The 23920-nt window shown below is 60.7% G+C and carries 20 protein-coding genes, 1 tRNA gene and 1 pseudogene; 18 read left to right on the forward strand and 4 right to left on the reverse strand.

All coding sequences use genetic code 11. From position 1 onward, the window contains the following. The first annotated feature begins 1 nt into the window (after position 1). The 10 genes and pseudogenes from pgaC (at position 2) to K1X80_RS02020 (ending at position 10343) form a co-directional block, all read left to right on the forward strand. Positions 2 to 1348: a poly-beta-1,6-N-acetyl-D-glucosamine synthase gene (gene pgaC / locus K1X80_RS01975; RefSeq protein ID WP_120731196.1), complete on the forward strand. Its 1347-nt coding sequence runs from the start codon at positions 2 to 4 to the stop codon at positions 1346 to 1348. Continuing rightward, entirely contained in the window at positions 1345 to 1812 is a 468-nt protein-coding gene (pgaD, locus tag K1X80_RS01980) for a poly-beta-1,6-N-acetyl-D-glucosamine biosynthesis protein PgaD (RefSeq protein WP_057438951.1), read from the forward strand. The genes pgaC and pgaD overlap by 4 nt, the downstream gene beginning before the upstream one ends. Positions 1813 to 2193: 381 nt before the next feature. Then, a pseudogene (locus tag K1X80_RS01985) lies at positions 2194 to 4768 on the forward strand (autotransporter outer membrane beta-barrel domain-containing protein). Positions 4769 to 4909: 141 nt separating this feature from the next. Beyond that, entirely contained in the window at positions 4910 to 5491 is a 582-nt protein-coding gene (locus K1X80_RS01990; protein WP_186625058.1) for a hypothetical protein, read from the forward strand. A 31-nt stretch (positions 5492 to 5522) separates the two neighbouring features. Further along, complete coding sequence (locus K1X80_RS01995) at positions 5523 to 6203, forward strand: CsgG/HfaB family protein (RefSeq protein WP_057436965.1); 681 nt, start codon at positions 5523 to 5525, stop codon at positions 6201 to 6203. Between the two features lie 29 nt (positions 6204 to 6232). Next, the gene (locus K1X80_RS02000) at positions 6233 to 6595 is read left to right on the forward strand and encodes a DUF4810 domain-containing protein (RefSeq protein WP_057957961.1); all 363 of its coding nucleotides are present in this window, start codon (positions 6233 to 6235) and stop codon (positions 6593 to 6595) included. Further along, the gene (locus K1X80_RS02005) at positions 6592 to 7242 is read left to right on the forward strand and encodes a DUF799 domain-containing protein (protein WP_057436967.1); all 651 of its coding nucleotides are present in this window, start codon (positions 6592 to 6594) and stop codon (positions 7240 to 7242) included. Before K1X80_RS02000 ends, K1X80_RS02005 begins: the two co-directional genes overlap by 4 nt. 203 nt (positions 7243 to 7445) lie before the next feature. After that, complete coding sequence (locus K1X80_RS02010) at positions 7446 to 9077, forward strand: VWA domain-containing protein (RefSeq protein ID WP_220172625.1); 1632 nt, start codon at positions 7446 to 7448, stop codon at positions 9075 to 9077. A 94-nt stretch (positions 9078 to 9171) separates the two neighbouring features. Continuing rightward, a complete protein-coding gene (locus K1X80_RS02015) occupies positions 9172 to 9744 on the forward strand; it encodes an RNA polymerase sigma factor (protein ID WP_120731200.1) in 573 nt (190 codons plus the stop codon). Then, complete coding sequence (locus K1X80_RS02020) at positions 9741 to 10343, forward strand: hypothetical protein (protein ID WP_169960005.1); 603 nt, start codon at positions 9741 to 9743, stop codon at positions 10341 to 10343. Before K1X80_RS02015 ends, K1X80_RS02020 begins: the two co-directional genes overlap by 4 nt. Before the next feature lie 101 nt (positions 10344 to 10444). Here K1X80_RS02020 and K1X80_RS02025 read toward each other — a convergent pair whose 3' ends face one another. After that, a complete protein-coding gene (locus K1X80_RS02025; protein ID WP_057436975.1) occupies positions 10445 to 11329 on the reverse strand; it encodes a LysR substrate-binding domain-containing protein in 885 nt (294 codons plus the stop codon). Between the two features lie 126 nt (positions 11330 to 11455). Between K1X80_RS02025 and K1X80_RS02030 the strand changes: the two genes are divergently transcribed. Beyond that, complete coding sequence (locus tag K1X80_RS02030) at positions 11456 to 11830, forward strand: nuclear transport factor 2 family protein (RefSeq protein ID WP_057436977.1); 375 nt, start codon at positions 11456 to 11458, stop codon at positions 11828 to 11830. Positions 11831 to 12015: 185 nt separating this feature from the next. On the opposite strand, the gene K1X80_RS02035 is transcribed toward K1X80_RS02030, so the two are convergent. After that, positions 12016 to 12092 (reverse strand) — tRNA-Arg (locus tag K1X80_RS02035). Between the two features lie 369 nt (positions 12093 to 12461). Between K1X80_RS02035 and gabD the strand changes: the two genes are divergently transcribed. From gabD to K1X80_RS02050, 3 genes are all read left to right on the forward strand, one after another. Then, positions 12462 to 13904: an NADP-dependent succinate-semialdehyde dehydrogenase gene (gene gabD, locus K1X80_RS02040; RefSeq protein WP_057957966.1), complete on the forward strand. Its 1443-nt coding sequence runs from the start codon at positions 12462 to 12464 to the stop codon at positions 13902 to 13904. A gap of 180 nt (positions 13905 to 14084) precedes the next feature. Continuing rightward, positions 14085 to 15365 (forward strand): 4-aminobutyrate--2-oxoglutarate transaminase, encoded by a 1281-nt coding sequence (gabT, locus tag K1X80_RS02045; RefSeq protein ID WP_057957967.1) that lies wholly within the window; start codon positions 14085 to 14087, stop codon positions 15363 to 15365. Between the two features lie 134 nt (positions 15366 to 15499). Then, complete coding sequence (locus tag K1X80_RS02050; protein ID WP_169990533.1) at positions 15500 to 16711, forward strand: HDOD domain-containing protein; 1212 nt, start codon at positions 15500 to 15502, stop codon at positions 16709 to 16711. A gap of 192 nt (positions 16712 to 16903) precedes the next feature. Here K1X80_RS02050 and K1X80_RS02055 read toward each other — a convergent pair whose 3' ends face one another. Together K1X80_RS02055 and desA are read right to left on the reverse strand one after the other, a co-directional pair. Beyond that, a complete protein-coding gene (locus K1X80_RS02055) occupies positions 16904 to 17908 on the reverse strand; it encodes a sensor domain-containing diguanylate cyclase (protein ID WP_198799811.1) in 1005 nt (334 codons plus the stop codon). Between the two features lie 208 nt (positions 17909 to 18116). Then, positions 18117 to 19301: a delta-9 fatty acid desaturase DesA gene (desA, locus tag K1X80_RS02060; RefSeq protein ID WP_057436984.1), complete on the reverse strand. Its 1185-nt coding sequence runs from the start codon at positions 19299 to 19301 to the stop codon at positions 18117 to 18119. Positions 19302 to 19466: 165 nt separating this feature from the next. Here desA and dibA point away from each other — a divergent pair, with 165 nt between their 5' ends. From dibA to cysT, 4 genes are all read left to right on the forward strand, one after another. Beyond that, entirely contained in the window at positions 19467 to 21377 is a 1911-nt protein-coding gene (dibA, locus tag K1X80_RS02065; RefSeq protein ID WP_057957970.1) for a phosphodiesterase DibA, read from the forward strand. A 287-nt stretch (positions 21378 to 21664) separates the two neighbouring features. Continuing rightward, entirely contained in the window at positions 21665 to 21847 is a 183-nt protein-coding gene (gene oscA, locus K1X80_RS02070; RefSeq protein ID WP_057436988.1) for a sulfur starvation response protein OscA, read from the forward strand. A 75-nt stretch (positions 21848 to 21922) separates the two neighbouring features. Continuing rightward, positions 21923 to 22933, forward strand: coding sequence for a sulfate ABC transporter substrate-binding protein (locus K1X80_RS02075; protein WP_057436990.1), 1011 nt, complete (start codon positions 21923 to 21925; stop codon positions 22931 to 22933). Between the two features lie 167 nt (positions 22934 to 23100). Next, complete coding sequence (gene cysT / locus K1X80_RS02080; protein ID WP_057436992.1) at positions 23101 to 23919, forward strand: sulfate ABC transporter permease subunit CysT; 819 nt, start codon at positions 23101 to 23103, stop codon at positions 23917 to 23919. Position 23920 lies beyond the last annotated feature (1 nt).

Consider the following 23920-nt stretch of genomic DNA (forward strand, 5'->3'; position numbering starts at 1 on the left):
CATGTTCGACAGAATCCTTGCTCTTCTCGTGTTGGCATTGGTGTTGGGTGTGCCCCTGGGCCTGATCTTCCTGGTCACCGGGCAGTTCCTGATGGAGTTCGTGTTTTTCTACCCGTTGTTCATGTCCGGGCTGTGGATCGCCGGCGGCCTGTACTTCTGGCTGCACTGGGAGCGCCACTGGCCGTGGTCCGATGACACCCCGGCGCCGGTGCTCAAAGGCGAGCCGCTGATCTCGATCCTGATCCCTTGCTACAACGAAGGCGACAACGCCGCCGAGACCATCGGCGCGGCGTTGGCCCAGCGCTATCGCAACCTGGAAGTGATTGCGATCAACGACGGCTCCAGCGACAACACCGCCGAAGTACTCGATGCCCTGGCGCTGCAAGAGCCGCGCCTGCGGGTGCTGCACCTGGCGCAAAACCAGGGCAAGGCCGTGGCCCTGCGCATGGGCGCCGTGGCGGCGCGCAGCGAATACCTGGTGTGCATCGACGGTGACGCTTTGCTCGACCGCAACGCGGCGGCCTACCTGGTGGCGCCGATGCTCGACAACCCACGGCTTGGCGCGGTCACCGGCAACCCGCGCATCCGCACGCGCTCGACCTTGATTGGTCGGGTACAGGTGGGCGAGTTCTCTTCGATCATTGGTTTGATCAAGCGTACCCAGCGGGTTTTCGGGCGGATCTTCACTGTGTCCGGCGTGGTGGTGGCGTTTCGGCGGGCGGCCCTGGACCGGGTCGACTACTGGAGCACCGACATGATCACCGAAGACATCGACGTGAGCTGGAAGCTGCAACTGGACCACTGGAGCATCTTCTACGAGCCGCGTGCGCTGTGCTGGATCCTTATGCCGGAAACCCTCGGCGGCCTGTGGAAACAGCGTCTGCGCTGGGCCCAGGGCGGCGCCGAAGTGCTGTTCAAGAATATTCGCGGGATCTGGCAATGGCGCCATCGCTACCTGTGGCCGCTGCTGTTCGAGTACTGCCTGTCTACCGGCTGGGCCTTCACTTTCCTGCTGTCGGTGATCTTCTGGGGCGTAGGGAAAGTCGTGCCGTTGCCCGAGGCGATTGCCGTCGGCTCGCTGATGCCGCCGGCCTTCACCGGCTTGCTGCTGGCGGTGGTGTGCCTGGTGCAATTTGCCGTGAGCATCATGATTGACCGGCGCTACGAGCGCGGCCTGTGGAAAACCCTGTTCTGGACCGTCTGGTACCCGCTGGTGTTCTGGCTGGTGAGCCTGTTCACCACCCTGGTCAGCTTCCCCAAAGTCCTGTTCCGCCAACATCAAAAACGCGCGCGCTGGGTCAGCCCGGATCGCGGCATCAAGGCACCTGCCAAGGAAGTTAAGCCATGAACCTGATCCGTACCCCACAGCGGCCTGTGATGCAGGCCATTGATATTTTCCTGACCCTGATGGCCTGGGCCGGCCTGGTGATCCTGCTGGTGCGCGGCCTGGTGCCGATGCTCGATAGCAATGGCGGCCCACGCATCGATGCACCGATTTTTGCCGCGCTGAACACCTTGCAGATCTACCTGTGGATCGCCTTGTTCAACGCGGTGCTGCTGATCGTCTGGGCGCGCTACCAACAACGACGCGGCAAGCAGTTTGCCCAGCGGCGCGCGGCGACCAAGGCGTTGAGCGACCACGGCTTGAGCGAGAGCTTCCGCCTGGCGGCAGGCGAGCTTGAGCAACTACGCCGGCCGGGGGTGTTGGTGATTCATAACGATCAGGAGGGCGGGGTGCAGGCGGTGACGGCGCATCACTCCCGTGAGGTGCGGCGGCCAGGGTTAAAACTGGTGGTGGGGCAGGAAAACTAGGCGCGTAGGAAAAGTGACCTTTTATTGCAGGAAAATTCGCCAATAAATTTAGGAATACTCCTATTTATCTCGCCTCGGCGGCCCACTGACAATCACGGAGTTGCGCGCCTTTAAACGTTTGATGAGTAGTTGTTCGTTATAAATCAATGGGTTGGCTGTTAATCAAAATGAGGTCCTCGCTCAATTTGAGAGCCTGTGTGCCGACAACCTGTTCGGCGATGACCGCGAACGCTTGCTCAATCTGCGGGAAATTGAGCAGGCCCTTGATCAGCTCAAATGATGCAGGTCGTCGGTCAGTGCAAGGGCTCAACAGGCTGTTTCGGTTTTATACCTGCTGCCGCGAGATCGTGAGCGGAGCCCCAGTCATACATGGAGTTTTACATGAAGCCAAAGCCGTTTAAAAAAAGCCTGCTGGCTTTAATCGTTGGGGCAATCAGCACTCAAGTGCTGGCCGTTGAAGTGGATCTTGGCCAAGGCAAGAGCACCTGGAGCGGTGAGAAGTTTAGTGAATCACTGACCCTCACCGGGACGGTGACTCAGCCCACGAACGTGACCGCCAACCTAGTCACGAGCAATTGGATGGGGGTGAGTATCGCCGATACGAGGATCGAGGGGTCGCTGATCAATCGGGCCGATATCGTTCTGGGTGATCACGACCGCCCCATTCGGGCGCTTGCCGTGGACGCATCTCTGGAAATGACTACTAATCCGCGTAGTAGCACCATCACGGGGGGATGTGATCCAGGCTGGAAAGATCATCCTGAATAACGGTGGTTATGAGGGCCTTGAAATCGGTGGAGCGACCATCGGCGGAAGTGTCATCAACTCCGGCACCATCCAAGCCACAACCAGTTCCCAGAGAGGCGGAGATGGTATTTACCTGCATGGCGCCACGGTGGGAGGGGATGTCTCCAATACCGGTGTGATCTCATTGGTCGGAGATGATTCCCTTGGTATTGCACTGGACCGGCGGGGCACGCAACTCACCAGTATTGGGGGCAAGATCCTCAACTCCGGGACGTTGTCGGTGACGGGTAAAGACGCTTGGGCCTTTGAGGTGGAAACCGAAACTACTCCTTTACGCATCGAAAACAGCGGCCTGCTTTCGGCAAATGGCGCTGGTGCGTCCGGCGTGGTGTTTTATGACGGTACCGTCGACTACATCCTCAATACAGGTGTCCTAGAAGCCAAAGGCGCCAACGCCAACGCTTTCGACTTCCGTGGTGCAAGCTTTGCGCAAAACAGCCCCATCGGCTCTCGCGGCATCGTCAACCGTGGCACTGTCAGCGCCGATGGCATTGCGATCAAGGTCGATGCTGGCAAGCAAACCTCCCCCTTCGAAATCAACCAGCAAGCCGGGGAAATCCGCAGCAACTCCGGCACCGCCATCGACGCGGCCAACCTGGCGAGCCTGAACTGGAGCGGCGGCAAAATCGTCGGTGATGTGCTCGGTGTCACGGCTGTGAACATCAACGGCCAGGCCGATTTTACCGGCGCGCGCATTGGCGGCCCGGTATCGGTCAACGCGGGTTCGTTGAACCTGTCCGGCGCCGGCACCACCATCACTGGCGACCTGAATGTAGCCAGCGGCGCCGGGGTTGATATGCGCCTGTCCAACAGCGTGGTGCCGACCACGCCTTACCTGACGATCAGCGGCGCCGCGAATTTTGCCCAGGCTTCGAAGGTGACCTTGAGCGCCAAGCCCGGTGATTTCACCGCAGCGCCCAGCGGCACCGAATACACCCTGCTGCAAGCTAGCAGCGTGCAAAACAACGGCCTGACGGTCGCCAGCAGCTCATCGTTGCTCGATGTGCTCAGCTACTCGGCCGATGCGCAGACGGTCAAGGCCGTGGTGGGCTTGAAGCCAGACGAGCAGGTGCAAACCGACCTCGGCGGCGTGGGCGCCAGCACCTCGGTAGTCACCGCCGTGAACCTGCTGAAAAACGAAGTGCTGGGGCAACTGAGCCAGGACGACGCAGTGTTCCAGGCCGTGGCCAACGCCGGCAGCGCCCAGCAACTGGCGCAGATTGGCGAACAGCTCAAACCTGACGTAAACCGTGGCGCGCTGGACGTGGCCTTGTCCGGGCAGACCGTGATCAACGGCACGATCCTCAACCGCCTGGCCGGCCAGCGCGATGGCAGCGAACGCGGCGGTGTGTGGGTGCAAGGCCTGAGCAGCAACATGGACCAGGACGGTCGCGGTGGCGATAACGGTTACTCAGCCAACAGCAGCGGCGTGGCCGTCGGCGTGGACGGGCGTTTGAACGACAGCACCCGCGTGGGCGTGGCGTACAGCTACCTCAACTCCAACATTCACTCGGACCTGGGCAACAAGACTGAAGTGCAGGGCAACGCGCTGTCGCTGTATGGCAACTGGTCGCTGCAGAACTGGTTTGTCGATAGCAGCCTGAGCTATGGCGTCAACGACAACGACAGCAAGCGCCACATCGCCGGCACCACGGCCAAGGGCAGCTACGACAGCCAGGCGTTGTCGGCCAGCGTGATCGGCGGCTACAGCTTCAAAGCGTCGGACAGCGTGCTGATCGAACCGCGTGTCGCCGCGCGTTACTCCAGCGTGCACATGGACAGCCTGCATGAGAAGGGCTCTTCGGCGGCGCTGAACACTGGTTCCCAACGTTACGAAGTCGGTGAGCTGGGCGCCGGCCTGCGTGTGGCAGGCAACCTGGCGCTGGGTGCCGGCACTCTGCAACCGGAAGCGACCGTGATGGCCTATCACGACCTGATGGGTGATCGCGTGGCGCAGACTTCCAGTTTTGTGAACGGCGGTTCGACGTTCAGCGTGACCGGCGCTTCGGTGGCGCGTGACAGCTATGAAGCCAGCGTGGGCGTGAACTACCAGGTCTCGGCGTTCAGCGTCGGCGCCAGCTACACCCGTCAGGCTCGCAGTGGGTTTGATGCCGATGGCGTCATGCTCAAGGCCCGTTACGCGTTCTAAACCGTCCTGGTAGGAGCGAGCGTGTGTGGGAACTGGTAAGCCTGCTCCCACACAAGCCTGCTCCCACCAGTGCGAAACACCTTGAGAACCGCTCGCAACCCCGTAAAATGCCGCAGCACTTAATCAGGGATGAATTCGAAGATGCGCATTTTTGCCCTACTGCTGGCTCTTTCCTTTCTGGCCGGCTGCGCTTCCAAACCCCCGTACTACATCTCTCCAGCACCCGTGACCATTCCCAAGACCGCCACCTTCTGGGTCGATACCTTCGACGTCAACGTGGTGGGGCAGGGCCGAATTTTCATGTCGGACGCCAAAGTCCGCGAGCAACTGGGCGTCGACCTGGTCGACCGTCTGCTCAAGGCCAAGCGCTACGCCAGCAGCAAGCAGACCGCTGACTACCTGCTGGACGTGGATATCGTCTACGTGCGCCATCTCCTCGACTCCAAGGGCGGTATCACCAGCCTGGTGGTCGACGACAACACCATCCTGCAAAGCATCGACTTCGGCTACAAGGTCAAGGTCAAGAAAGCCGACGCCGAGGTGCTGCATTTTGCCCAGGATCGGGGTGGCCTGGTGCCCAATAACTGGGGCGGCCGGGTGCAGCAATGGAAGACCATTGGCGGGGTCCTGACCAATGAAGGCAACGCCAATATCGAGCGCCATTTCACCGGTGGCTTGAGCAATTACATCGTGCACGACCTGCGCGCCATACCCTCACGTTAATACCCCGGATTTATTCACCTAGGAGCACCCTGTGAAATCACTCTGCAAAATCCTGCTGTCCGGCCTTGCCGCCACGGCACTGCTGACCCTGGCCGGTTGCGCCACGGAAAGCTCCCGCGCACTGCCGATCGAAAAAGTCGCCAGCGCCAGCGTCGCCTACTCCGGCGTACGCGTGCCGATTGCCGTGGGCAAGTTCGATAACCGCTCCAGCTACATGCGCGGGATCTTCTCCGATGGCGTGGACCGCCTCGGTGGCCAGGCCAAGACCATCCTGATCACCCACTTGCAGCAGACCAACCGCTTCAGCGTGCTGGACCGCGACAACATGGGCGAAATCTCCCAGGAAGCGAAAATCAAGGGCACCGTCCAGAACCTCAAGGGTGCTGACTACGTGGTGACCGGCGATGTGACCGAGTTCGGCCGCAAAGAAACCGGCGACCGCCAGTTGTTCGGCATTCTCGGCCGTGGCAAGACCCAGGTGGCCTACGCCAAGATCAACCTGAATATCGTCAACATCAGCACCTCCGAAGTGGTGTATTCCACCCAGGGCGCCGGTGAATACGCGCTGTCGAACCGTGAAGTCGTGGGCTTTGGCGGCACCGCCAGCTATGACTCCACCCTCAATGGCAAGGTCCTGGACCTGGCCATGCGCGAAGCGATCAACCGCCTGGTCGACGGTATCAACGCCGGCGCCTGGAACCCGCGTAACTGATTTAAGTGTTTTCAAGGAGCAGTACACGGATGAGCAAGGCAGTTAAGTTAGCGCTGATGCTGACAGCAACCGCGCTGGTTGCAGGGTGCCAGACGGCACCCAAGCCCCTGTATCAATGGGAAAGCTACCAGCCACAGGTTTACGAGTACTTCAAGGGCGAGCCCAAGGAAGCCCAGGTCGAAGCGCTGGAACGCGACCTGCAAAAGATCAACGCCAGTGGCCGCCAGGCCCCGCCGGGCTACCACGCCCACCTGGGCTTGCTGTACCTGAGCATGGGCAAGGATGACCAGATGGTGCAGCAGTTGCGCACCGAGAAGGCGCTGTTCCCCGAGTCTGCTGCCTACATGGACTTTTTGCTCAAGAACGCCAAGGCCCCAGAGGTGAAGAAATGAGCTTTTTGAAACTCACCGGCGCCTTGCTCGCCCTGGCCTTGCTGGGCGGTTGCGCAGCACCCAAGACCGTCGATTACTCGGCCTACAAGCAGGCGCGGCCGAAGTCGATCCTGGTGCTGCCACCGATCAACGAGTCCCCTGAAGTGCAGGCCTCCTACAGCCTGGTATCGCAGGTGACCTACCCGTTAGCGGAAGCCGGTTACTACGTGATGCCGATTGCCCTGGTGGACGAAACCTTCCGCCAGAACGGCCTGACCACCGCCAACGATATCCAGGGCGTGCCGCCGGGCAAGCTGCATGAGATCTTCGGCGCAGACGCGGCGCTGTACATCACCGTCAGCGAGTACGGCACCAAGTACATGCTGATCACCAGCGACACCTCCGTGACAGCCTCGGCCAAACTGGTCGACCTGCGCACCGGCACCACCCTGTGGACCGGCTCGGCACGGGCGTCCAGCGAGGAAGGCAACAACAACGGCGGCGGCCTGGTGGGCATGCTGATCACCGCAGCGGTCAAGCAAGTGATCAACAGCTCCACCGACGCGGCGCATCCGATTGCTGGTATCACCAGCGCGCGCCTGTTGTCGGCCGGGCAACGCACCGGGATCCTATACGGCCCGCGCTCGCCCAAGTACGGCTCGGACTGATCTGGACCAGTCACTGCCGATCCAATGTGGGAGCGGGCTTGCCCGCGATAGCGGTAGGTCAGTCACCGTATGTATTGACTCGCCCACCGCTATCGCAGGTCAAGCCAGCTCCCACACAGGTTGAGTGACCAGACGCTAACCCGAATCCCGACGCTCCTACGTCTGACCTTGTGAACGCATCATTCACACACGAGGTTCAGCCCATGTCCCATCCTCTTCTCCTCCTGCGCCCCGCTGCCCAGGGCTTTGCCGTGACCTTGCTGGTGGCACTTGCCGGGTGTGGGCTGTCATCCCGTGACGAGGCCAAGGCGCCCGAAGCGGCTGCCGTCCCCGAACTGCAAAGCGCGCCTGTCCAGGCTCAGGGCGCCATGCTCAAAAGAATGGCGATGCCGGCACCGATGGCCATGCATGACGCTGTGGCGATGGAGTACCGCGCCGAGCCGCGTGAGCAGTATCAAAACCTGCCGGACAACCCGGTGCACAGCGTTGCCGAAACCCCGGTCTCGACCTTCAGCGTCGATGTCGATACGGGCAGCTATGCCAATGTCAGGCGTTTCCTCAACCAAGGCCAGCTGCCGCCCGAAGGTGCCGTGCGACTTGAGGAAATGGTCAATTACTTCCCCTACGACTACCCACTGCCGAGCGATGGCTCACCGTTCGGCGTGACCACCGAAGTCGCCGCCACCCCCTGGAACCCCAACACGCGCCTGCTGCGCGTCGGCATCAAGGCCTCCGAGCGTGCGGTGGCCGAATTGGCGCCGGCCAATCTGGTGTTCCTGGTGGATGTTTCCGGCTCCATGGACCGCCGCGAAGGCCTGCCGCTGGTGAAAAGCACCCTCAAGCTGCTGGTCGACCAACTGCGCGATCAGGACCGCGTGTCGCTGGTGGTGTATGCCGGCGAGTCGCGGGTGGTGCTCAAGCCCACGTCCGGTCGCGACAAGGCAAACATCCGCAACGCCATCGAGCAACTGACCGCCGGCGGCTCCACGGCGGGCGCATCGGGCATCGAACTGGCCTATCAGATGGCCCGCGAAGGGTTTATCGACCAGGGTATCAACCGCATCCTGCTGGCCACCGACGGTGACTTCAACGTCGGCATCAGCGACTTCGACAGCCTCAAGCAGATGGCCGTGGACCAGCGCAAAAGCGGGGTATCCCTGACCACCCTGGGGTTTGGTGTGGACAACTACAACGAGCACCTGATGGAACAACTGGCCGACGCGGGCGATGGCAACTACGCCTATATCGACAACCTGCGCGAAGCGCGCAAGGTCCTGGTGGAGCAACTCAGCTCGACCCTGGCCGTGGTGGCGCGGGATGTGAAGCTGCAGGTGGAATTCAACCCGGCCCAGGTCAGCGAATATCGCCTGCTGGGCTATGAAAACCGCGCCTTGAAACGTGAGGATTTCAGCAATGACAAGGTGGACGCCGGCGAAATCGGTGCCGGGCATACCGTGACAGCGCTGTATGAAATCGTACCCAAGGGTTCAAAAGGCTGGCTGGAACCGCTGCGCTATACCCAGGCCAAGGCTGGCGAGGGCAACGCCACAGAACTGGCCATGTTGCGGGTACGCTACAAGCCGGCGGCGGGTGGCAGCAGTCGCCTGATCGAACACCCGATCAAGAGTGCTCAACACACGCCCAGCGACGACCTGCGCTTCTCGGCCGCCGTGGCCGCCTTCGCCCAACAGCTCAAGGGCGATGGCCGCTACACTGGCAGCATGAGCCTAAAAGACACCGCCGCCCTGGCCCGCTCGGCCCGGGGTGATGATCCCTACGGCCTTCGTAATGAATTCGTACAGTTGGTGGAACTGGCCCAGAGCCTCAAACACTGATCTTGCACACGATACAGCTCTAATGTGGGAGCTGGCTTGCCCGGCTCCCACAGGTAATCTGCAGTGATCCATCGAAAGGAGTTCGCCACTTAACATGGCCGTACCAGATGATCCACCCAGCGACGAATCGCTGCTGGCCCGCTACCGCAGCGGCGATGCAGGCGCCTTCGAAATCCTTTATGCCCGGCACCGCCAGGGCCTTTACCGGTTTCTCGTGGGCCTCTGCAATAAGGCCGAACTGGCTGAGGAAATCTACCAGGACACCTGGCTCAGCCTGATCCGCAGCACTACCCAGCCACAAGGCCGCGCGAGTTTTCGTACCTGGCTGTTCCAGATTGCCCGCAACCGCCTGATCGACCATTGGCGCAAGCACGGCATCCACAACCCGCTGCACGACAGCTACGACGAACAACTGCACGCCCAGCCCGACACCGGCGCCGGCCCCGAGCAGCAACTGAGCCTGAGCCGCGACCAGGGCCGTCTCGATGCAGCGTTGCAAGACCTGCCCGAAGACCAGCGCGAAGTGTTTATGCTGCGCCTGCACGGCGACCTGGAACTGCCGCAAATCGCCGCCCTGACCGGCAGCCCACTGGAAACGGTAAAAAGCCGCTTGCGTTACGCCCAGCAGAAATTGCGTCGGCTGCTGGCCGAGGAGGTACCCGTATGACTGACTCCCGACACCCCCAGGATCCGACTGACGAAGGGCTGATCCAGCACTTTCGCCAACACAGCGCCAGCGAGCCGCCTGCGTCCCTCGACGCCTTCATCCTCGCTGCCGCCCGCCGCGAAGCACCGGCTCCCGGGCCAAACCTGTGGCAACGCTGGCTGCAAGCTTGCCAACGACCACGCTGGCAGATGGCGTTTGCCACCGTGGCCGGGGTCGCACTGATGATTGGCGTGGTAATGCGCTCGCCAGTACCTGATATCGACCTGCCCGAAGCCGCCGAATATGCCGCTGCGCCACCGCCGCAGGCACTGTCTGCCCCAGCCGCCCCCGCGCCCATGGCCCGTATGGCGATGGCACCACAGGCTGACAGCGCGTCGGTCCAGGCCGAGATGGCGGCGGTCGTGGCCGATGAGCCCGTGGCGAAAATGAGCAAGCAGATAGCCGCCAAACCGCAGTCCCTGGAGCAGGGGCTTGAGGAGATTGTGCATCTGCGCGAGGCGGGAGAGAGCAGGGCGGCGGATGAGAAGCTGCTGGCGCTGCACAAGCGCTTTCCTGACGAAGACCTGCCCGCCCGGTTGGAAGCGTTGCAAAAGCGTTGAACTCGCGCCCATAAAAAAGCCCCAGGTCTTGCGACCTGGGGCTTTTCGTCTGTATCTGCGGCTCCCGGCCCGATTTGAACTAAGACCTACAAGCAGCGGTTTTATAGGCTGTCTTGATACGCCACGACTTGGTCTTTGAGCCAGCTGTGCAGGGAGGTTAATTGCGCCGAACGTTTAATCCCCAGTGGCCAGACCAGATAGTAGCTCGAAGAATGCGCCGGTTCGATGTCGGTGAGTTTGACCAGCTCCCCACGTTGAATCAGTGAATGGGCGATCGAGCGGCGCGTCAATGCGACGCCGTGCCCGAGCCGTACCGCTTCGAGCAGCAAGGTGGAGTCGGTAAACTCCAGCGAGGCGTGAGGGCGCTGCCCCTCCACGCCTGCGGCGCACAGCCAGGTTGCCCAGCTTTCACTGGCGTGCAGCAGTGGCTGCTCGAGGATGGCGTGCGGCGTGTCTGGCAATACACCGTGGTTGAAGTCGCGAGCAGCGACCACCAGCAATGAGTCGCTCATCAGTGTTTCGCAATGCATATCGGGCCATTGGCCGTGACCGAAGCGGATTGCGCAATTGACCAGGCCCTGTTCTAAACCGGCGAACGCCATGGTCGATTCCAATTTCAGGCGCAGCCCGGGATGGGCACTCATGAAGCCGTGCAAGCGCGGCAATAACCAGTGCATGGCATAGGAGGGCAGCACCGACAGGGTCAGTTGCGGGAAATTGCTTCTCGCCAGAAATTTTTCTGTGACCCCGGCGATTTCACCCAGCGCCTGCCTGATCTGGTAGGCATAAATGCGCCCCTCTTCCGTCAACACCAGGGAACGTCCGCTGCGCATCACCAAGGCAATACCCAAATACTCTTCAAGAGAGCCAATCTGATGGCTGACGGCACTGTGGGTCACGTGCAGCTCAACGGCCGCCAAATTCACCTTGCCCAGCCGGGCCAAAGCCTCGAAGGCGCGCAATGCAGCGAGTGGAGGGAGCTTCAATAGGTGAATTCCTTTCACGGAAAAGTCTAATAATAGCCGCTATACGTGAAGCGAGCGAGATACCGATAATAGCGACGATTTAATTATTTAAATAATGTCATGCTAATAAAACGGGAGTTGTTCGCCATGATCAATGAAATCCAGTCGTTTCTGAAAAACTACTTTGATGTACTGCAAACCCAGGATTTGAATCTGTTTGATCGGGTCTTTCATCGGGGTTGCGTGTTATATAGCGCACAAGACTCGACCGTGGTCGTCCGGTCTTTTGATGAGTACAGGGCCATGGTTCAAGGCCGTCAGTCGCCACAGGAAGGTGGTTTTCCACAACTTGATGAAGTGTTGATGATTGATGTGATGTCTGCGGAAATGGCCATCGTTAAAGTGCGTTTGCGCCTATTCAATAACGTCATGGTCGACTACTTGAACTTGATGAAAGTCGATGGCCAGTGGATGATCTTCGCCAAGCTCTTTCACAAGGCCGGTGAAGTGACAACTCAGTAAGCTAACGGCCAGCTGCAAAATGAGAACAAACTTATGTAGTGCACTCTTCGCGTTGCCAGTTTACGCACTCCCACTTACAACGCAAAAGCGCTTTGCCTAGTTGGATATGGCCGGCAGAAGAGTCTTTGTAACAGCGCCCACAAAAAAGCCCCAGGTCTTGCGACCTGGGGCTTTTTCTCTGTATCTGGTGCACCCGGCGGGATTCGAACCCACGACCCCTGCCTTCGGAGGGCAGTACTCTATCCAGCTGAGCTACGGATGCTTGTGCGGGCGCCATCATACCCATGTCGACCTTGGGCGTCCATGCTGGTTTTTGGCCGTCTGCCGGTAGGATTCTGGAGCGGCGAGGCTCTGTACCGGGCGGTGTGCGTCCTTGGCGCTGAATCCGGCTGTTGTGCGCCTGTCAGAATAATTCGGCTAATGCGCCGTTTTCGTTCTTTTTTTCGAACAGACTATTGCCCTGCCCCCCCATTGATCCTAGGATTCGTTTGAGATTTCAAACGCTCTGTCTCCCGTGCGCGATGTTTCAGCTTGCGCTCAGTGACTGATTTCCCTGACGGCAGCCTTCGAGGCGCCTTTCAACAACTCTAATTTGCCCCGCGCGCGCGCGGTGCTGTTAAGGAAAGCCGACATGCAGCTTAAAGACACCCAGTTGTTCCGCCAGCAAGCCTTTATAGATGGCGCTTGGGTCGATGCGGACAACGGTCAAACGATCAAGGTCAACAACCCCGCGACTGGCGAGATCCTGGGCACCGTGCCGAAGATGGGCGCCGCCGAAACCCGTCGTGCCATCGAAGCCGCCGACAAGGCTTTGCCGGCCTGGCGCGCACTGACTGCCAAGGACCGTGCAAACAAGCTGCGTCGCTGGTTCGAGCTGATCATCGAGAACCAGGATGACCTGGCGCGTCTGATGACCCTGGAGCAGGGCAAGCCGCTGGCCGAAGCCAAGGGCGAAATCGTCTACGCCGCTTCGTTTATCGAGTGGTTCGCCGAAGAGGCCAAGCGTATCTACGGGGACGTGATCCCTGGCCATCAGCCAGACAAGCGCCTGATCGTGATGAAGCAGCCGATCGGCGTCACCGCCGCCATCACGCCGTGGAACTTCCCGGCCGCGATGATCACCCGTAAAGCCGGCCCGGCCCTGGCTGCCGGTTGCACCATGGTCCTCAAGCCTGCGTCGCAAACCCCGTTCTCGGCGTTTGCCCTGGCTGAGCTGGCCCAGCGTGCCGGGATTCCAAACGGCGTGTTCAGTGTGGTCTCCGGCAGCGCTGGCGATATCGGCAGCGAGCTGACCAGCAACCCGACCGTGCGTAAATTGTCCTTCACCGGCTCGACCGAAATCGGTCGCCAGTTGATGGCCGAATGCGCCAAGGACATCAAGAAAGTTTCCCTGGAACTGGGCGGCAACGCGCCGTTCATCGTGTTCGACGACGCCGACCTGGATAAGGCCGTCGAAGGCGCGATCATTTCCAAGTACCGCAACAACGGCCAGACGTGCGTGTGCGCCAACCGTCTGTACATCCAGGATTCGGTGTACGACGCGTTCGCTGAAAAACTCAAAGTGGCCGTAGCCAAATTGAAGATCGGCAACGGTCTGGAAGAAGGCACCACGACTGGCCCGCTGATCGACGAAAAAGCCGTGGCCAAGGTCCAGGAACACATCGCCGATGCCTTGAGCAAAGGTGCGACCCTGTTGGCGGGCGGTAAGGTTATGGAAGGCAACTTCTTCGAGCCGACCATCCTCACCAACGTGCCGAAAAACGCTGCCGTGGCCAAGGAAGAAACCTTCGGCCCGCTGGCGCCGTTGTTCCGCTTCAAAGACGAAGCCGAAGTGATCGCGATGTCTAACGACACCGAATTTGGCCTGGCCTCCTACTTCTATGCCCGCGACCTGGGCCGTGTGTTCCGTGTGGCCGAGGCCCTGGAATACGGCATGGTCGGCGTCAACACCGGGCTGATCTCCAACGAAGTGGCGCCGTTCGGCGGTATCAAGGCGTCGGGCCTGGGCCGTGAAGGCTCCAAGTACGGCATCGAGGATTACCTGGAAATCAAATACCTCTGCCTGGGTATCTAACCGGCAAGGTATCGCTGCAAACGCAAAGGGCACGAGAGCGCTGTCCCTTTGCGTGCTTCAAACCGTTATTCGAAGTGGCCGGGAAAGCTGTGGCAGTCGATCATCGCATGCTGCCGTAGTTGCCTCCCCGTCACGTATTCCTTGGACCACGCCACCCGATGAGTGGCGAATGAGGACTTTATGAGCAACAAGACCAACGCTTCCTTGATGAAACGCCGCGAAGCCGCTGTACCGCGCGGTGTTGGCCAGATTCACCCTATCTTCGCCGAATCCGCGAAGAACGCCACCGTGACTGACGTTGAAGGTCGCGAGTTTATCGACTTCGCCGGCGGCATCGCCGTACTGAACACCGGTCACCTGCACCCGAAAATCATCGCGGCCGTGACCGAGCAGTTGAGCAAGCTGACCCACACCTGCTTCCAGGTCCTGGCCTACGAGCCGTACGTGGAGCTGTGCGAAAAAGTTAACGCCAAGGTGCCAGGTGATTTCGCCAAGAAAACCCTGCTGGTCACCACCGGTTCCGAAGCCGTGGAAAACGCCGTGAAAATTGCGCGTGCCGCGACTGGCCGTGCCGGCGTGATCGCCTTCACCGGCGCTTACCACGGCCGCACCATGATGACCCTGGGCCTGACCGGCAAGGTCGTGCCGTACTCCGCTGGCATGGGCCTGATGCCAGGCGGTATCTTCCGTGCGCTGTACCCGAATGAGTTGCACGGCGTGAGCATCGACGACTCCATCGCCAGCATCGAACGCATCTTCAAGAACGATGCCGAGCCGCGTGATATCGCTGCCATCATCATCGAGCCGGTACAGGGCGAGGGCGGTTTCTATGTCGCGCCTAAAGCCTTCATGAAGCGCCTGCGCGAACTGTGCGACAAGCACGGCATCCTGCTGATCGCCGACGAAGTGCAAACCGGTGCCGGCCGTACCGGGACCTTCTTTGCCATGGAGCAGATGGGCGTTGCTGCCGACCTGACCACCTTTGCCAAATCCATCGCGGGCGGCTTCCCGTTGGCTGGCGTGTGCGGCAAGGCCGAATACATGGACGCCATTGCCCCAGGTGGCCTGGGTGGCACCTATGCCGGTAGCCCGATCGCGTGCGCCGCGGCCCTGGCCGTGATGGAAGTGTTCGAAGAAGAGCACCTGCTGGACCGCTGCAAGGCTGTTGGCGAGCGTCTGGTCACTGGCCTGAAAGCCATCCAGGCCAAGTACCCGGTGATCGGCGAAGTGCGTGCCCTGGGCGCGATGATCGCGGTCGAGCTGTTCGAGGACGGCGACAGCCACAAGCCGAACGCTGCTGCGGTGGCCGCGGTGGTTGCCAAGGCGCGTGACAAGGGCCTGATCCTGCTGTCGTGCGGCACCTACGGCAACGTGTTGCGCGTGCTGGTCCCGCTGACCTCGCCGGACGAGCAGTTGGACAAAGGTTTGGCGATCATCGAAGAGTGCTTCTCCGAGCTGTAAGCGCAGGTTGGCTGGATCGAAAAAACCCGCTTCGGCGGGTTTTTTTGTGGGCTATGCACCTATTCAGGCCTTGTTCCTTGTACGCAGGTGCTTCCTTTGTCTAATGTGCAGGGATTGCCGATGGAGCGTGCTGCATGACTGCTGTTGATTTACCTGCTGTGCCCCGTGTGCTGATTGCCGAGCCCGACCCCTGGTCGCGGGATCTGCTCAAGCAGGTGTTGTTGAATGTGCGCTGCGACGCGCGGCTGGATGTGTGCGCCGACGGGCAGCACGCCGCCGAGCTGCTGCGAGACAAACCCTACGATTTGATCATTGCCGATTGGGAGCTGCCGGGCGTTGACGGCCTGAGCCTGTTGCGCAGTGTGCGTCAGCGTCGGCGGGTGCCCGTGTTGCCGTTTATCCTGCTCAGTACACGCAATGACGGCGCCAGCGTGCGCGAGGCACTGCCGCTGGCGCCCACCGCCTACCTGACCAAGCCACTGAACATGGAGGGTCTTACGCAACGCCTGCAGGATTTGTTGCTCAACGAAGGCGAAACGGTGTATTGCGAGCCCCCCGTCCTGGCGGCGGGCATGTCCTTGCCGGTGTTCCTGGAGCAGCGTCGCGAGCTGTCGGACGGCGCGCCGCTGCGGGTTGACGTCAAGGCGGCTGTGCAACGCAGCCTCACGCCGCAGGGGCTGGATCTCGAGCAGTTGGAAGAGCAGGTCAAGGTTGATCCACAGATCACCGCGGTGCTGATCGCCGCCGCCAACAGCGCCGGCCAGCACGGCACACCGGTGCAGACCCTGTCCATGGCGCTGCACAAACTGGCCGCCGGGCAGAGCATGAACCTGATCCTCGGCCTGGCCCTCAAGCACAACGTGATCCTCAGCGATGCCAGCCTGATGGAATACGCTGAGCGTTATTGGCAGTTGTCCCAGCGGACTGCGCAATACGGTCGTTCACTGGCGCGCATGCTCGATCTTGAACACGAACGCTGTTACAGCGCCGGTATTCTCCATCGGTTGGGCGACCTGGCCCTGCTGCGCAGCTTGCAGGAGTGGCGCCAGGGCGGTGGTGAGCTGGATGAGGCGTTGATTGGCGAGTCATTGTCCACCTTTGGCGCCAGCTATGGCTCGGCGCTGCGCACGCGTTGGCGCTTGCCCCTGGAGCTGCGCCAACTGATCGCGGCGACCTACTCCCTGGAAGGCGGGGTGTATTCCCGTGAGGCGCTGGTGATGAACATCGCGGCGCAACTGGCAGGGCTGACCGAGCATGAAGGGGTCGAGGCGTTGGCCAAGGGCAAGACGGCGAGGTTGCTCAAGGTTGGGTTTGCAGAGCTGACGCGCATCCGCAAGCCTGGGTAGGCGCTGTGTCTGGCAGCAACAATGCTGAATGTGCTGCCGCCATCGTAGCCTCGCTAAAGCTCGACAACTCCCACATTTGATTTGTGGTGTGTCCAGAACTCCCAGCCTGGTCGAGGTCCCCTGTGGGAGCGGGCTTGCCCGCGATGGCGGTGGTCCAGGCGCTATTGTTTAGCGCCGTGAAAGGGCAGGCATTCAGCCGACAATCACCCGGTTCTTGCCCTGGCGCTTGGCTTCATACATGGCCGCATCAGCCCGGGCGAACAGGCTATCAAGGCTTGCATCTGCGGCGGTGAGGCTGGCCAGGCCCTGGCTGACGGTCACGCCATAAAACCGGCCGTCATGGCTGAACTCCAGTTGGCGCACTTCCTGCCCCAGGCGTTCGGCGACCTGCATGGCCCTTTCCGGTTCGCATCCTGGCAGCACCGCAGCAAATTCTTCGCCGCCAATGCGCCCGAACAGGTCGCCACGGCGCAATACCCCGCGGCCGCTCTCGGCGATACGCAATAACACCTGATCGCCCTCCAGGTGGCCGTAGGTGTCGTTGATGGCCTTGAAGTTATCTATATCCAGCAACAGGAAGGCCAGGGGCAGGCCTTGGGTGCAGGCACGTTCGAATTCGTGATGGGCGCACTCGAAGAAATGGCGACGGTTGCTGCTGCGGGTTAGCACGTCGGTGGTGGCCAGGCGCTGCAGCTCGAGCTCCAGGTGCTTTTTTTCGGTGATGTCCTCAGCGATGCCCACCACAATCAACGGTTTCCCTGGGGTGGCCTGTTGGTTGGTGAAGCACTTGTCGCTGAGCCAGCGGATCTGCCCGTCTGCGGTGATGATGCGGTACTGGCGATTCTCGACCGCCCCCAGCTCCAGCACCTGGGCCAGGCTGTGCTCGGCGTAATGCTGGTCTTCGGGGTGGATGCTGTCGCGCCAGCCACGGTGCTCGGCCAGCAGTAGGCTGGCCGAGCGCCCGAAGATGCGCTCATAGGCCGGGCTTACATACAGCACGCGGCGGGTCTCCCACTCGATGGCCCAGAGCACGGCGTTCACACTGACCAGCAGCGAGCTCAACAGCTGTTCACGCTGGCTCAGACGCTCCACTTCGCCCTGGGCATGCATCAACGCCAGCAAGGTAGCGGCAGCCGGCCGTGACGTATCCGTTGAGTCAGGTGTGGTGGGGATCGGGGAGTCCGTTTCGTGGACCATCGGCACAATTCTCTCTGGACATGCCGCAGCATTGAACAGCAGTCAAAACAAGGCCCGCCAGGATGGCGAAGTGTTGTTTGAGAGAGGGGAATTGCAGCTAAGTTCCGTTATCAGTCGCGATTGAGACGGAATGTTCGGTGACTGTGAAATGGCGCCAAAAAACTGTGGAGCCGGTAAGGACTGGGCGTCCTCCCGGCTCCTGCAACACCTAGGCGTTTGCGGGGCGCAACGAATAGGTTTTCAACTGGTGGGCAAAGTCGCGCAGGGATTGGATCCCGCTGGCCTCGGCCTCGTGCACCCACTCCTTGATGGCCGCGAGCATGTCATGCCCGTTGCTGCTGGTCTTGAGCCAGATCTGTTGCAGCGCCAGGCGCTTTTCGTAGATCACCTTCAAGGCCTGGCTGTGCTCCAGCATGCTCTGGATGCGCACATGGTGGCGCTCATCCAGCAGGCTGGTTTCCCGTGACAGCAGGCGCTTGGCCCGGTGGAACTGGTGGCGTACCGAATGATCGACCTTCTCCAGTTCTTGCTTGACCAGCGGCGCAATCACCAACTTGCGGTACTGGGCCATGATCTGGAAGCGGTTGTTGAGGATCGCCATGGCGGTGTCCATGTCCAGGTGGCCCTTGCCTTCCACCCGATGGGCAATCGGCGCCACGCGCTGCACCTTGGCCAGGCGCAGGAAGCTGAACACTTGGATCCAGGCCCAGCCCAGGTCGAATTCCCACTTCTTCACCGACAGTTTGGCGGAGTTGGGGTAGGTGTGATGATTGTTATGCAGCTCTTCGCCACCGACGATGATGCCCCACGGCACCAGGTTGGTCGCCGCGTCGCGGCATTCGAAGTTGCGATAACCGATGGCATGCCCCAGGCCGTTGATCACACCGGCGGCCCAGAACGGGATCCACATCATCTGGATCGCCCAGATGGTGATGCCGATGGTGCCGAACAGCAGCACGTCGATAACGCCCATGAGGGCCACGCCCAGCAGCGGATAGCGGGTATAGAGCTTGCGTTCGATCCAGTCGTCCGGGCAGTTCTTGCCGTAGATGCGCAGGGTCTCGGGGTTTTCCGCCTCGGCGCGGTACAACTCGGCTCCTTTGCGCAGGACCGTGGACAGGCCCTTGATCACCGGGCTGTGGGGATCGTCGACGGTTTCGCACTTGGCGTGGTGTTTGCGGTGGATAGCGGTCCATTCGCGGGTATTCTGCGCCGTGGTCAACCACAGCCAGAAGCGGAAGAAGTGTTTCAGGCCAGCATTGAGCTCCAGGGAGCGGTGGGCTGAATAGCGGTGTAGATAGACCGTGACACCGATAATGGTCACGTGGGTCATCAACAGAGTGACTGCCACCAGTTGCCAGGCTGACAAGTCAAGAAAACCGTTGTACCACATAGGCTGTATGGCCCTCAGATAAAGATAAGAACAGCTGACGCATTATCACTTAGCCTACAGATAAAACCAGTCACCCTTTCAGATAGGAGTGACGAGATGTTACTTGTCCTATAATCCGCAGATTCTGTAAGGCGATTCTGTTTTTTAGTAAGGATTACTAGTCATATGCTGCTTTCATACCGAGGTGCCCTGCGTGCAGGGCTGGTGTACTTGTTGCTTTCGGTCTTGTGGATACAGCTCAGTCAGCAGGTATTTATCAATTTTATTGATGAACCCAAGGAAATGATTCACTGGCAGATACTGCGCGGCTACCTGTGGGTGACCCTCAGCGCCCTGTTTATTTTCCTGTTGTGCGCCCGCAGCGCCCGCAACCATCGCATCCAGCAACCCTTGACGGAAAACCGCGAGCGCCTGCGCCAGGCGGCGGCGGTGTTCGATTGCACCCGCGAAGGGGTGCTGGTCACCGACGCCCGCGGGCAGATAGTCCACGTCAACCGCGCGTTTATTGAAATCACCGGTTACCAGGTGGAAGACGTGATGGGCCGCCAGCCGAGCCTGTTCAAGTCCGGGCGCCATTCGCCGGACTTTTATGAGCAGATGTTTCGCGCGCTCAACCAAGAGGGCGAGTGGAGCGGCGAGATCTGGAACCGCCGTAAAAGCGGGGAAATTTATCCACAGTGGCAAACCATCCGTGTCATCCATGATGACCAGGGCCAGGTCAGCCATTACGTGGCGGTGTTTTCTGACATCAGTGCCATCAAGCACTCCGAGCACGAACTGGCGCACCTGGCCCACCACGACCCGTTGACCGACCTGCCCAACCGCCTGCTGTTCACCGACCGCGCCGAGCAGGCGCTGGCCTCGGCGCAGATTCACAAGCGTGGCTGTGCGCTGTTGATGCTGGATCTGGACCACTTCAAGATCATCAACGACAGCCTGGGTCATAACGTCGGCGACCAGTTGCTCAAGGCCGTGGGCGAGCGCCTGCAGGGCTTGTTCGGTCCCGGCGTGACTTTGGCGCGCCTGGGTGGCGATGAGTTCGCGGTGCTGGCGGAAAGTTGTCCACAGGTGGTCCAGGCGGCCGCCCTGGCCCAGCGCATCATTGACGGCATGAAGCAGCCGTTCGTGTTCAACGGCCACCAGCTGTTTGTCAGCGTCAGTATTGGCATCAGCCTGTTCCCCAGCGATGCCCTGAGTGCCGAACAGTTGCTGCGCAACGCCGACTCCGCGTTGTTCAAGGCCAAGAGTTCCGGGCGCGAAGGCTACGCCCTGTACACCGAGGAACTGACAGCCCACGCCCAGCACCGGATCGAGATCGGCAATGAGCTGCGTCGCGCCCTCGATCAGCAAGAGTTGCGAGTCTACTACCAGCCGGTCCACGACCTGCAAACCAGCCGGATGATTGGTGTGGAAGCCCTGGTGCGCTGGCAGCACCCGCTGCGCGGCCTGGTGTCACCGGCAGAATTTATCCCGATTGCCGAACGCACCGGGTTGATCGCCGAGATTGACGGCTGGGTCATGGAGCAGGCCTGTCGCCAGATGTGCCAGTGGCTGGCAGACGGCAAGAACCTGTCCTTTATGGCGGTCAATATCTCCAGCCGCCTGTTTGCCCGCCACGAATTGTACGAGCAGGTGGCCAAGGTGCTGCACGACACCGGCCTGGACCCGGCGAAGCTGGAACTGGAAGTCACCGAAAGCGCAGTGATGGACGACCCGGAAGTGGCCCTGGAACAACTGCACCGCCTGCGCGAACTGGGCCTGAGCCTGGCCATCGACGACTTCGGCACTGGCTATTCGTCACTGCTGCGCCTCAAGCGGTTGCCGGTGCAGAAGCTGAAAATCGACCAGGGCTTCGTCGCCGGCCTGCCGTGGGATGAAGACGATGCGGCGATTGTGCGGGTGGTCATCGCCCTGGCGCAGAGCATGGGTATGCAGGTGCAAGCCGAGGGTATCGAGCAGATGGAACAGGCACGGTTCCTGTTGAATCACCAATGCGACCTGGGCCAGGGCTACTGGTTTGGCCGGCCGATGCTGGCGGCAGAGATTGATTGGGCCCTGGCCCCCGCCATCCACTAACCCCACCCTCCGGGGTGGAATGCAACAAAAATGTGGGAGCGGGCTTGCCCGCGATGACGGAGTGTCAGCCAGTAAATCTGGTGCTGATACACCGCTATCGCGGGCAAGCCCGCTCCCACATTTTTATCTGCGCACGCCTTAACGTCGTGTCCTGCCTGAAAATTCTTTCTGGTTATATAAACATTCTTAAATAGTATTTTTAAGAATATCAGCGCTTATCTACTATCGCTCTCACGCCGCAAGCAGTGCCGCCACTGCCAGGCACTTCTCATTTCAGGAGCACGACCATGAGCGCATCTCTACGCAGCGTCGACGGCCAGGACGAAGCAGCCATTTTGCGCGAGATCCAAAGCGCATTGCGTGACCTGCGTTTCGGCGCAGTGGAAATCACCGTACACAACGCCCAAGTGGTGCAGATCGAACGTAAAGAGAAATTCCGCTTGCAGAGCCCGGGCAACAAAACGAGCTGAGCCAAGACGGCGCTTCGATTGCAGGACCCGTACTTATAAGAAAAGCCAACACCCAAGAATTTCAGGAGCTTGTCTATGTCGTCGATTCGCCGTTACGCCCTGGCCGCCCTGGCCAGCGCCGTGTTTGCCGGTTCCGCAGTGGCCAAGGATTACGAGCTGCTTAACGTTTCCTACGATCCGACCCGTGAGCTGTACCAGGAGTACAACGCCGAATTCACCAGTTTCTGGAAAAAGGCGCACCCTGGCGACAACGTCAAGATCCAGCAATCCCACGGTGGTTCGGGCAAGCAGGGCCGGGCGGTGATCGACGGCCTGCGCGCCGACGTGGTGACCCTGGCCCTGGCCGGCGACATCGACGAAATCGCCAAGCTGGGCAAGACCCTGCCAGAGAACTGGCAGACCCGCCTGCCCGAAGCCAGCACGCCATACACCTCGACCATCGTGTTCCTGGTGCGCAAGGGCAACCCCAAGGGCATCAAGGACTGGGGCGACTTGATCAAGAACGACGTCTCGGTGATCACGCCGAACCCGAAAACCTCCGGCGGCGCCCGCTGGAACTTCCTCGCCGCCTGGGCCTATGGCCTCAAGGCCGGTGGCAGCGAAGCCAAGGCCCAGGAATACGTGAAAGCGCTGTTCAAGCACGTGCCGATCCTCGACACCGGTGCGCGCGGTTCGACCATCACCTTCGTCAACAACGGTCAGGGTGACGTGTTGCTGGCCTGGGAAAACGAAGCGTTCCTGGCCCTCAAGGAAGATGGCGGCGCTGACAAGTTCGACATCATCGTGCCGTCCCTGTCGATCCTCGCCGAGCCGCCCGTGGCAGTGGTCGACAAGAACGCCGAGAAAAAGGGCAACACCGAAATCGCCACGGCGTACCTCAACCACCTGTACAGCCCGGCTGGCCAGGAAATCGCGGCGAAGAACTTCTACCGCCCGCGTGACAAGGATGTGGCCGCCAAGTACGCCCAGCAGTTCCCGAAACTGGAGCTGGTGACTATCGACAAAGACTTCGGCGGCTGGAAAACTGCCCAACCGAAATTCTTCAACGACGGTGGCGTGTTCGACCAGATCTACACTGCCCAATAACCAACACGGCCTCCCTGTGGAATGCGGCTTGTGTGGGAGCGGGCTTGCTCGCGAAAGCGGTATGTCAGTCACTAAATGCGTTGACTGGCGCACCGCTTTCGCGAGCAAGCCCGCTCCCACATAAGTTCGTTCCTGCAGTGGTATTGAACTGTTAACCAAGGACTTTTATGTCGCGTCGTATCTCCCCCGTCATACCCGGCTTCGGGCTGACGCTGGGCTACACCTTGGTGTACCTCAGCCTGATTGTGCTCATACCGCTGGCGGCCATGTTCGTCCACGCCGCCCAACTCACCTGGGATCAGTTCTGGGCCATCATCTCGGCGCCGCGGGTCTGGGCAGCCTTGAAGTTGAGCTTCAGTACCGCCCTGTATGCCGCGCTGATCAACGGCGTGATCGGTACGCTGCTGGCGTGGGTGCTGGTGCGCTACACCTTCCCCGGGCGCAAGATCATCGACGCGATGATCGACCTGCCGTTTGCCCTGCCCACCGCCGTGGCCGGTATTGCGCTGACTGCGCTGTACGCGCCGTCCGGCCTGGTCGGCCAGTTCGCCACCGACATGGGCTTCAAGATCGCCTATACCCCGCTGGGCATCACCCTGGCCCTGACCTTCGTCACGCTGCCTTTCGTGGTGCGTACGGTGCAGCCGGTGCTGGCCGATATCCCCCGGGAAATCGAAGAAGCCGCCGCCTGCCTGGGCGCCAAGCCCTGGCAGGTGTTTCGCTACATCCTCGTGCCGGCGCTGCTGCCGGCCTGGCTGACCGGGTTCGCCCTGGCGTTCGCCCGAGGTGTGGGTGAGTACGGTTCGGTGATTTTCATCGCCGGCAACATGCCGATGAAAACCGAGATCCTGCCGCTGCTGATCATGGTCAAGCTCGACCAATACGACTACACCGGCGCTACCTCCATCGGCGTGCTGATGCTGGTGGTTTCCTTTGTCCTGCTGCTGCTGATCAACCTGTTGCAGCGGCGCATCGAACACCCATAAG

This window comes from Pseudomonas sp. So3.2b, assembly GCF_019464415.1.
Classification (GTDB): Bacteria; Pseudomonadota; Gammaproteobacteria; order Pseudomonadales; family Pseudomonadaceae; genus Aquipseudomonas; species Aquipseudomonas shahriarae.

What these genes read in the sequence shown, in the direction of transcription:
- K1X80_RS02030 (WP_057436977.1), top strand. Translation starts at nt 11,456, where the DNA reads ATGATCAATGAAATCCAGTCGTTTCTGAAAAACTACTTTGATGTACTG.
- gabT (WP_057957967.1), top strand. Translation starts at nt 14,085, where the DNA reads ATGAGCAACAAGACCAACGCTTCCTTGATGAAACGCCGCGAAGCCGCT.
- K1X80_RS02075 (WP_057436990.1), top strand. Translation starts at nt 21,923, where the DNA reads ATGTCGTCGATTCGCCGTTACGCCCTGGCCGCCCTGGCCAGCGCCGTG.
- K1X80_RS02005 (WP_057436967.1), top strand. Translation starts at nt 6,592, where the DNA reads ATGAGCTTTTTGAAACTCACCGGCGCCTTGCTCGCCCTGGCCTTGCTG.
- K1X80_RS02055 (WP_198799811.1), bottom strand. Translation starts at nt 17,908, where the DNA reads ATGGTCCACGAAACGGACTCCCCGATCCCCACCACACCTGACTCAACG.
- pgaD (WP_057438951.1), top strand. Translation starts at nt 1,345, where the DNA reads ATGAACCTGATCCGTACCCCACAGCGGCCTGTGATGCAGGCCATTGAT.
- K1X80_RS02020 (WP_169960005.1), top strand. Translation starts at nt 9,741, where the DNA reads ATGACTGACTCCCGACACCCCCAGGATCCGACTGACGAAGGGCTGATC.
- pgaC (WP_120731196.1), top strand. Translation starts at nt 2, where the DNA reads ATGTTCGACAGAATCCTTGCTCTTCTCGTGTTGGCATTGGTGTTGGGT.
- cysT (WP_057436992.1), top strand. Translation starts at nt 23,101, where the DNA reads ATGTCGCGTCGTATCTCCCCCGTCATACCCGGCTTCGGGCTGACGCTG.
- oscA (WP_057436988.1), top strand. Translation starts at nt 21,665, where the DNA reads ATGAGCGCATCTCTACGCAGCGTCGACGGCCAGGACGAAGCAGCCATT.
- dibA (WP_057957970.1), top strand. Translation starts at nt 19,467, where the DNA reads ATGCTGCTTTCATACCGAGGTGCCCTGCGTGCAGGGCTGGTGTACTTG.
- K1X80_RS02050 (WP_169990533.1), top strand. Translation starts at nt 15,500, where the DNA reads ATGACTGCTGTTGATTTACCTGCTGTGCCCCGTGTGCTGATTGCCGAG.
- K1X80_RS01990 (WP_186625058.1), top strand. Translation starts at nt 4,910, where the DNA reads ATGCGCATTTTTGCCCTACTGCTGGCTCTTTCCTTTCTGGCCGGCTGC.
- K1X80_RS02010 (WP_220172625.1), top strand. Translation starts at nt 7,446, where the DNA reads ATGTCCCATCCTCTTCTCCTCCTGCGCCCCGCTGCCCAGGGCTTTGCC.
- K1X80_RS02015 (WP_120731200.1), top strand. Translation starts at nt 9,172, where the DNA reads ATGGCCGTACCAGATGATCCACCCAGCGACGAATCGCTGCTGGCCCGC.
- K1X80_RS02000 (WP_057957961.1), top strand. Translation starts at nt 6,233, where the DNA reads ATGAGCAAGGCAGTTAAGTTAGCGCTGATGCTGACAGCAACCGCGCTG.
- desA (WP_057436984.1), bottom strand. Translation starts at nt 19,301, where the DNA reads ATGTGGTACAACGGTTTTCTTGACTTGTCAGCCTGGCAACTGGTGGCA.
- gabD (WP_057957966.1), top strand. Translation starts at nt 12,462, where the DNA reads ATGCAGCTTAAAGACACCCAGTTGTTCCGCCAGCAAGCCTTTATAGAT.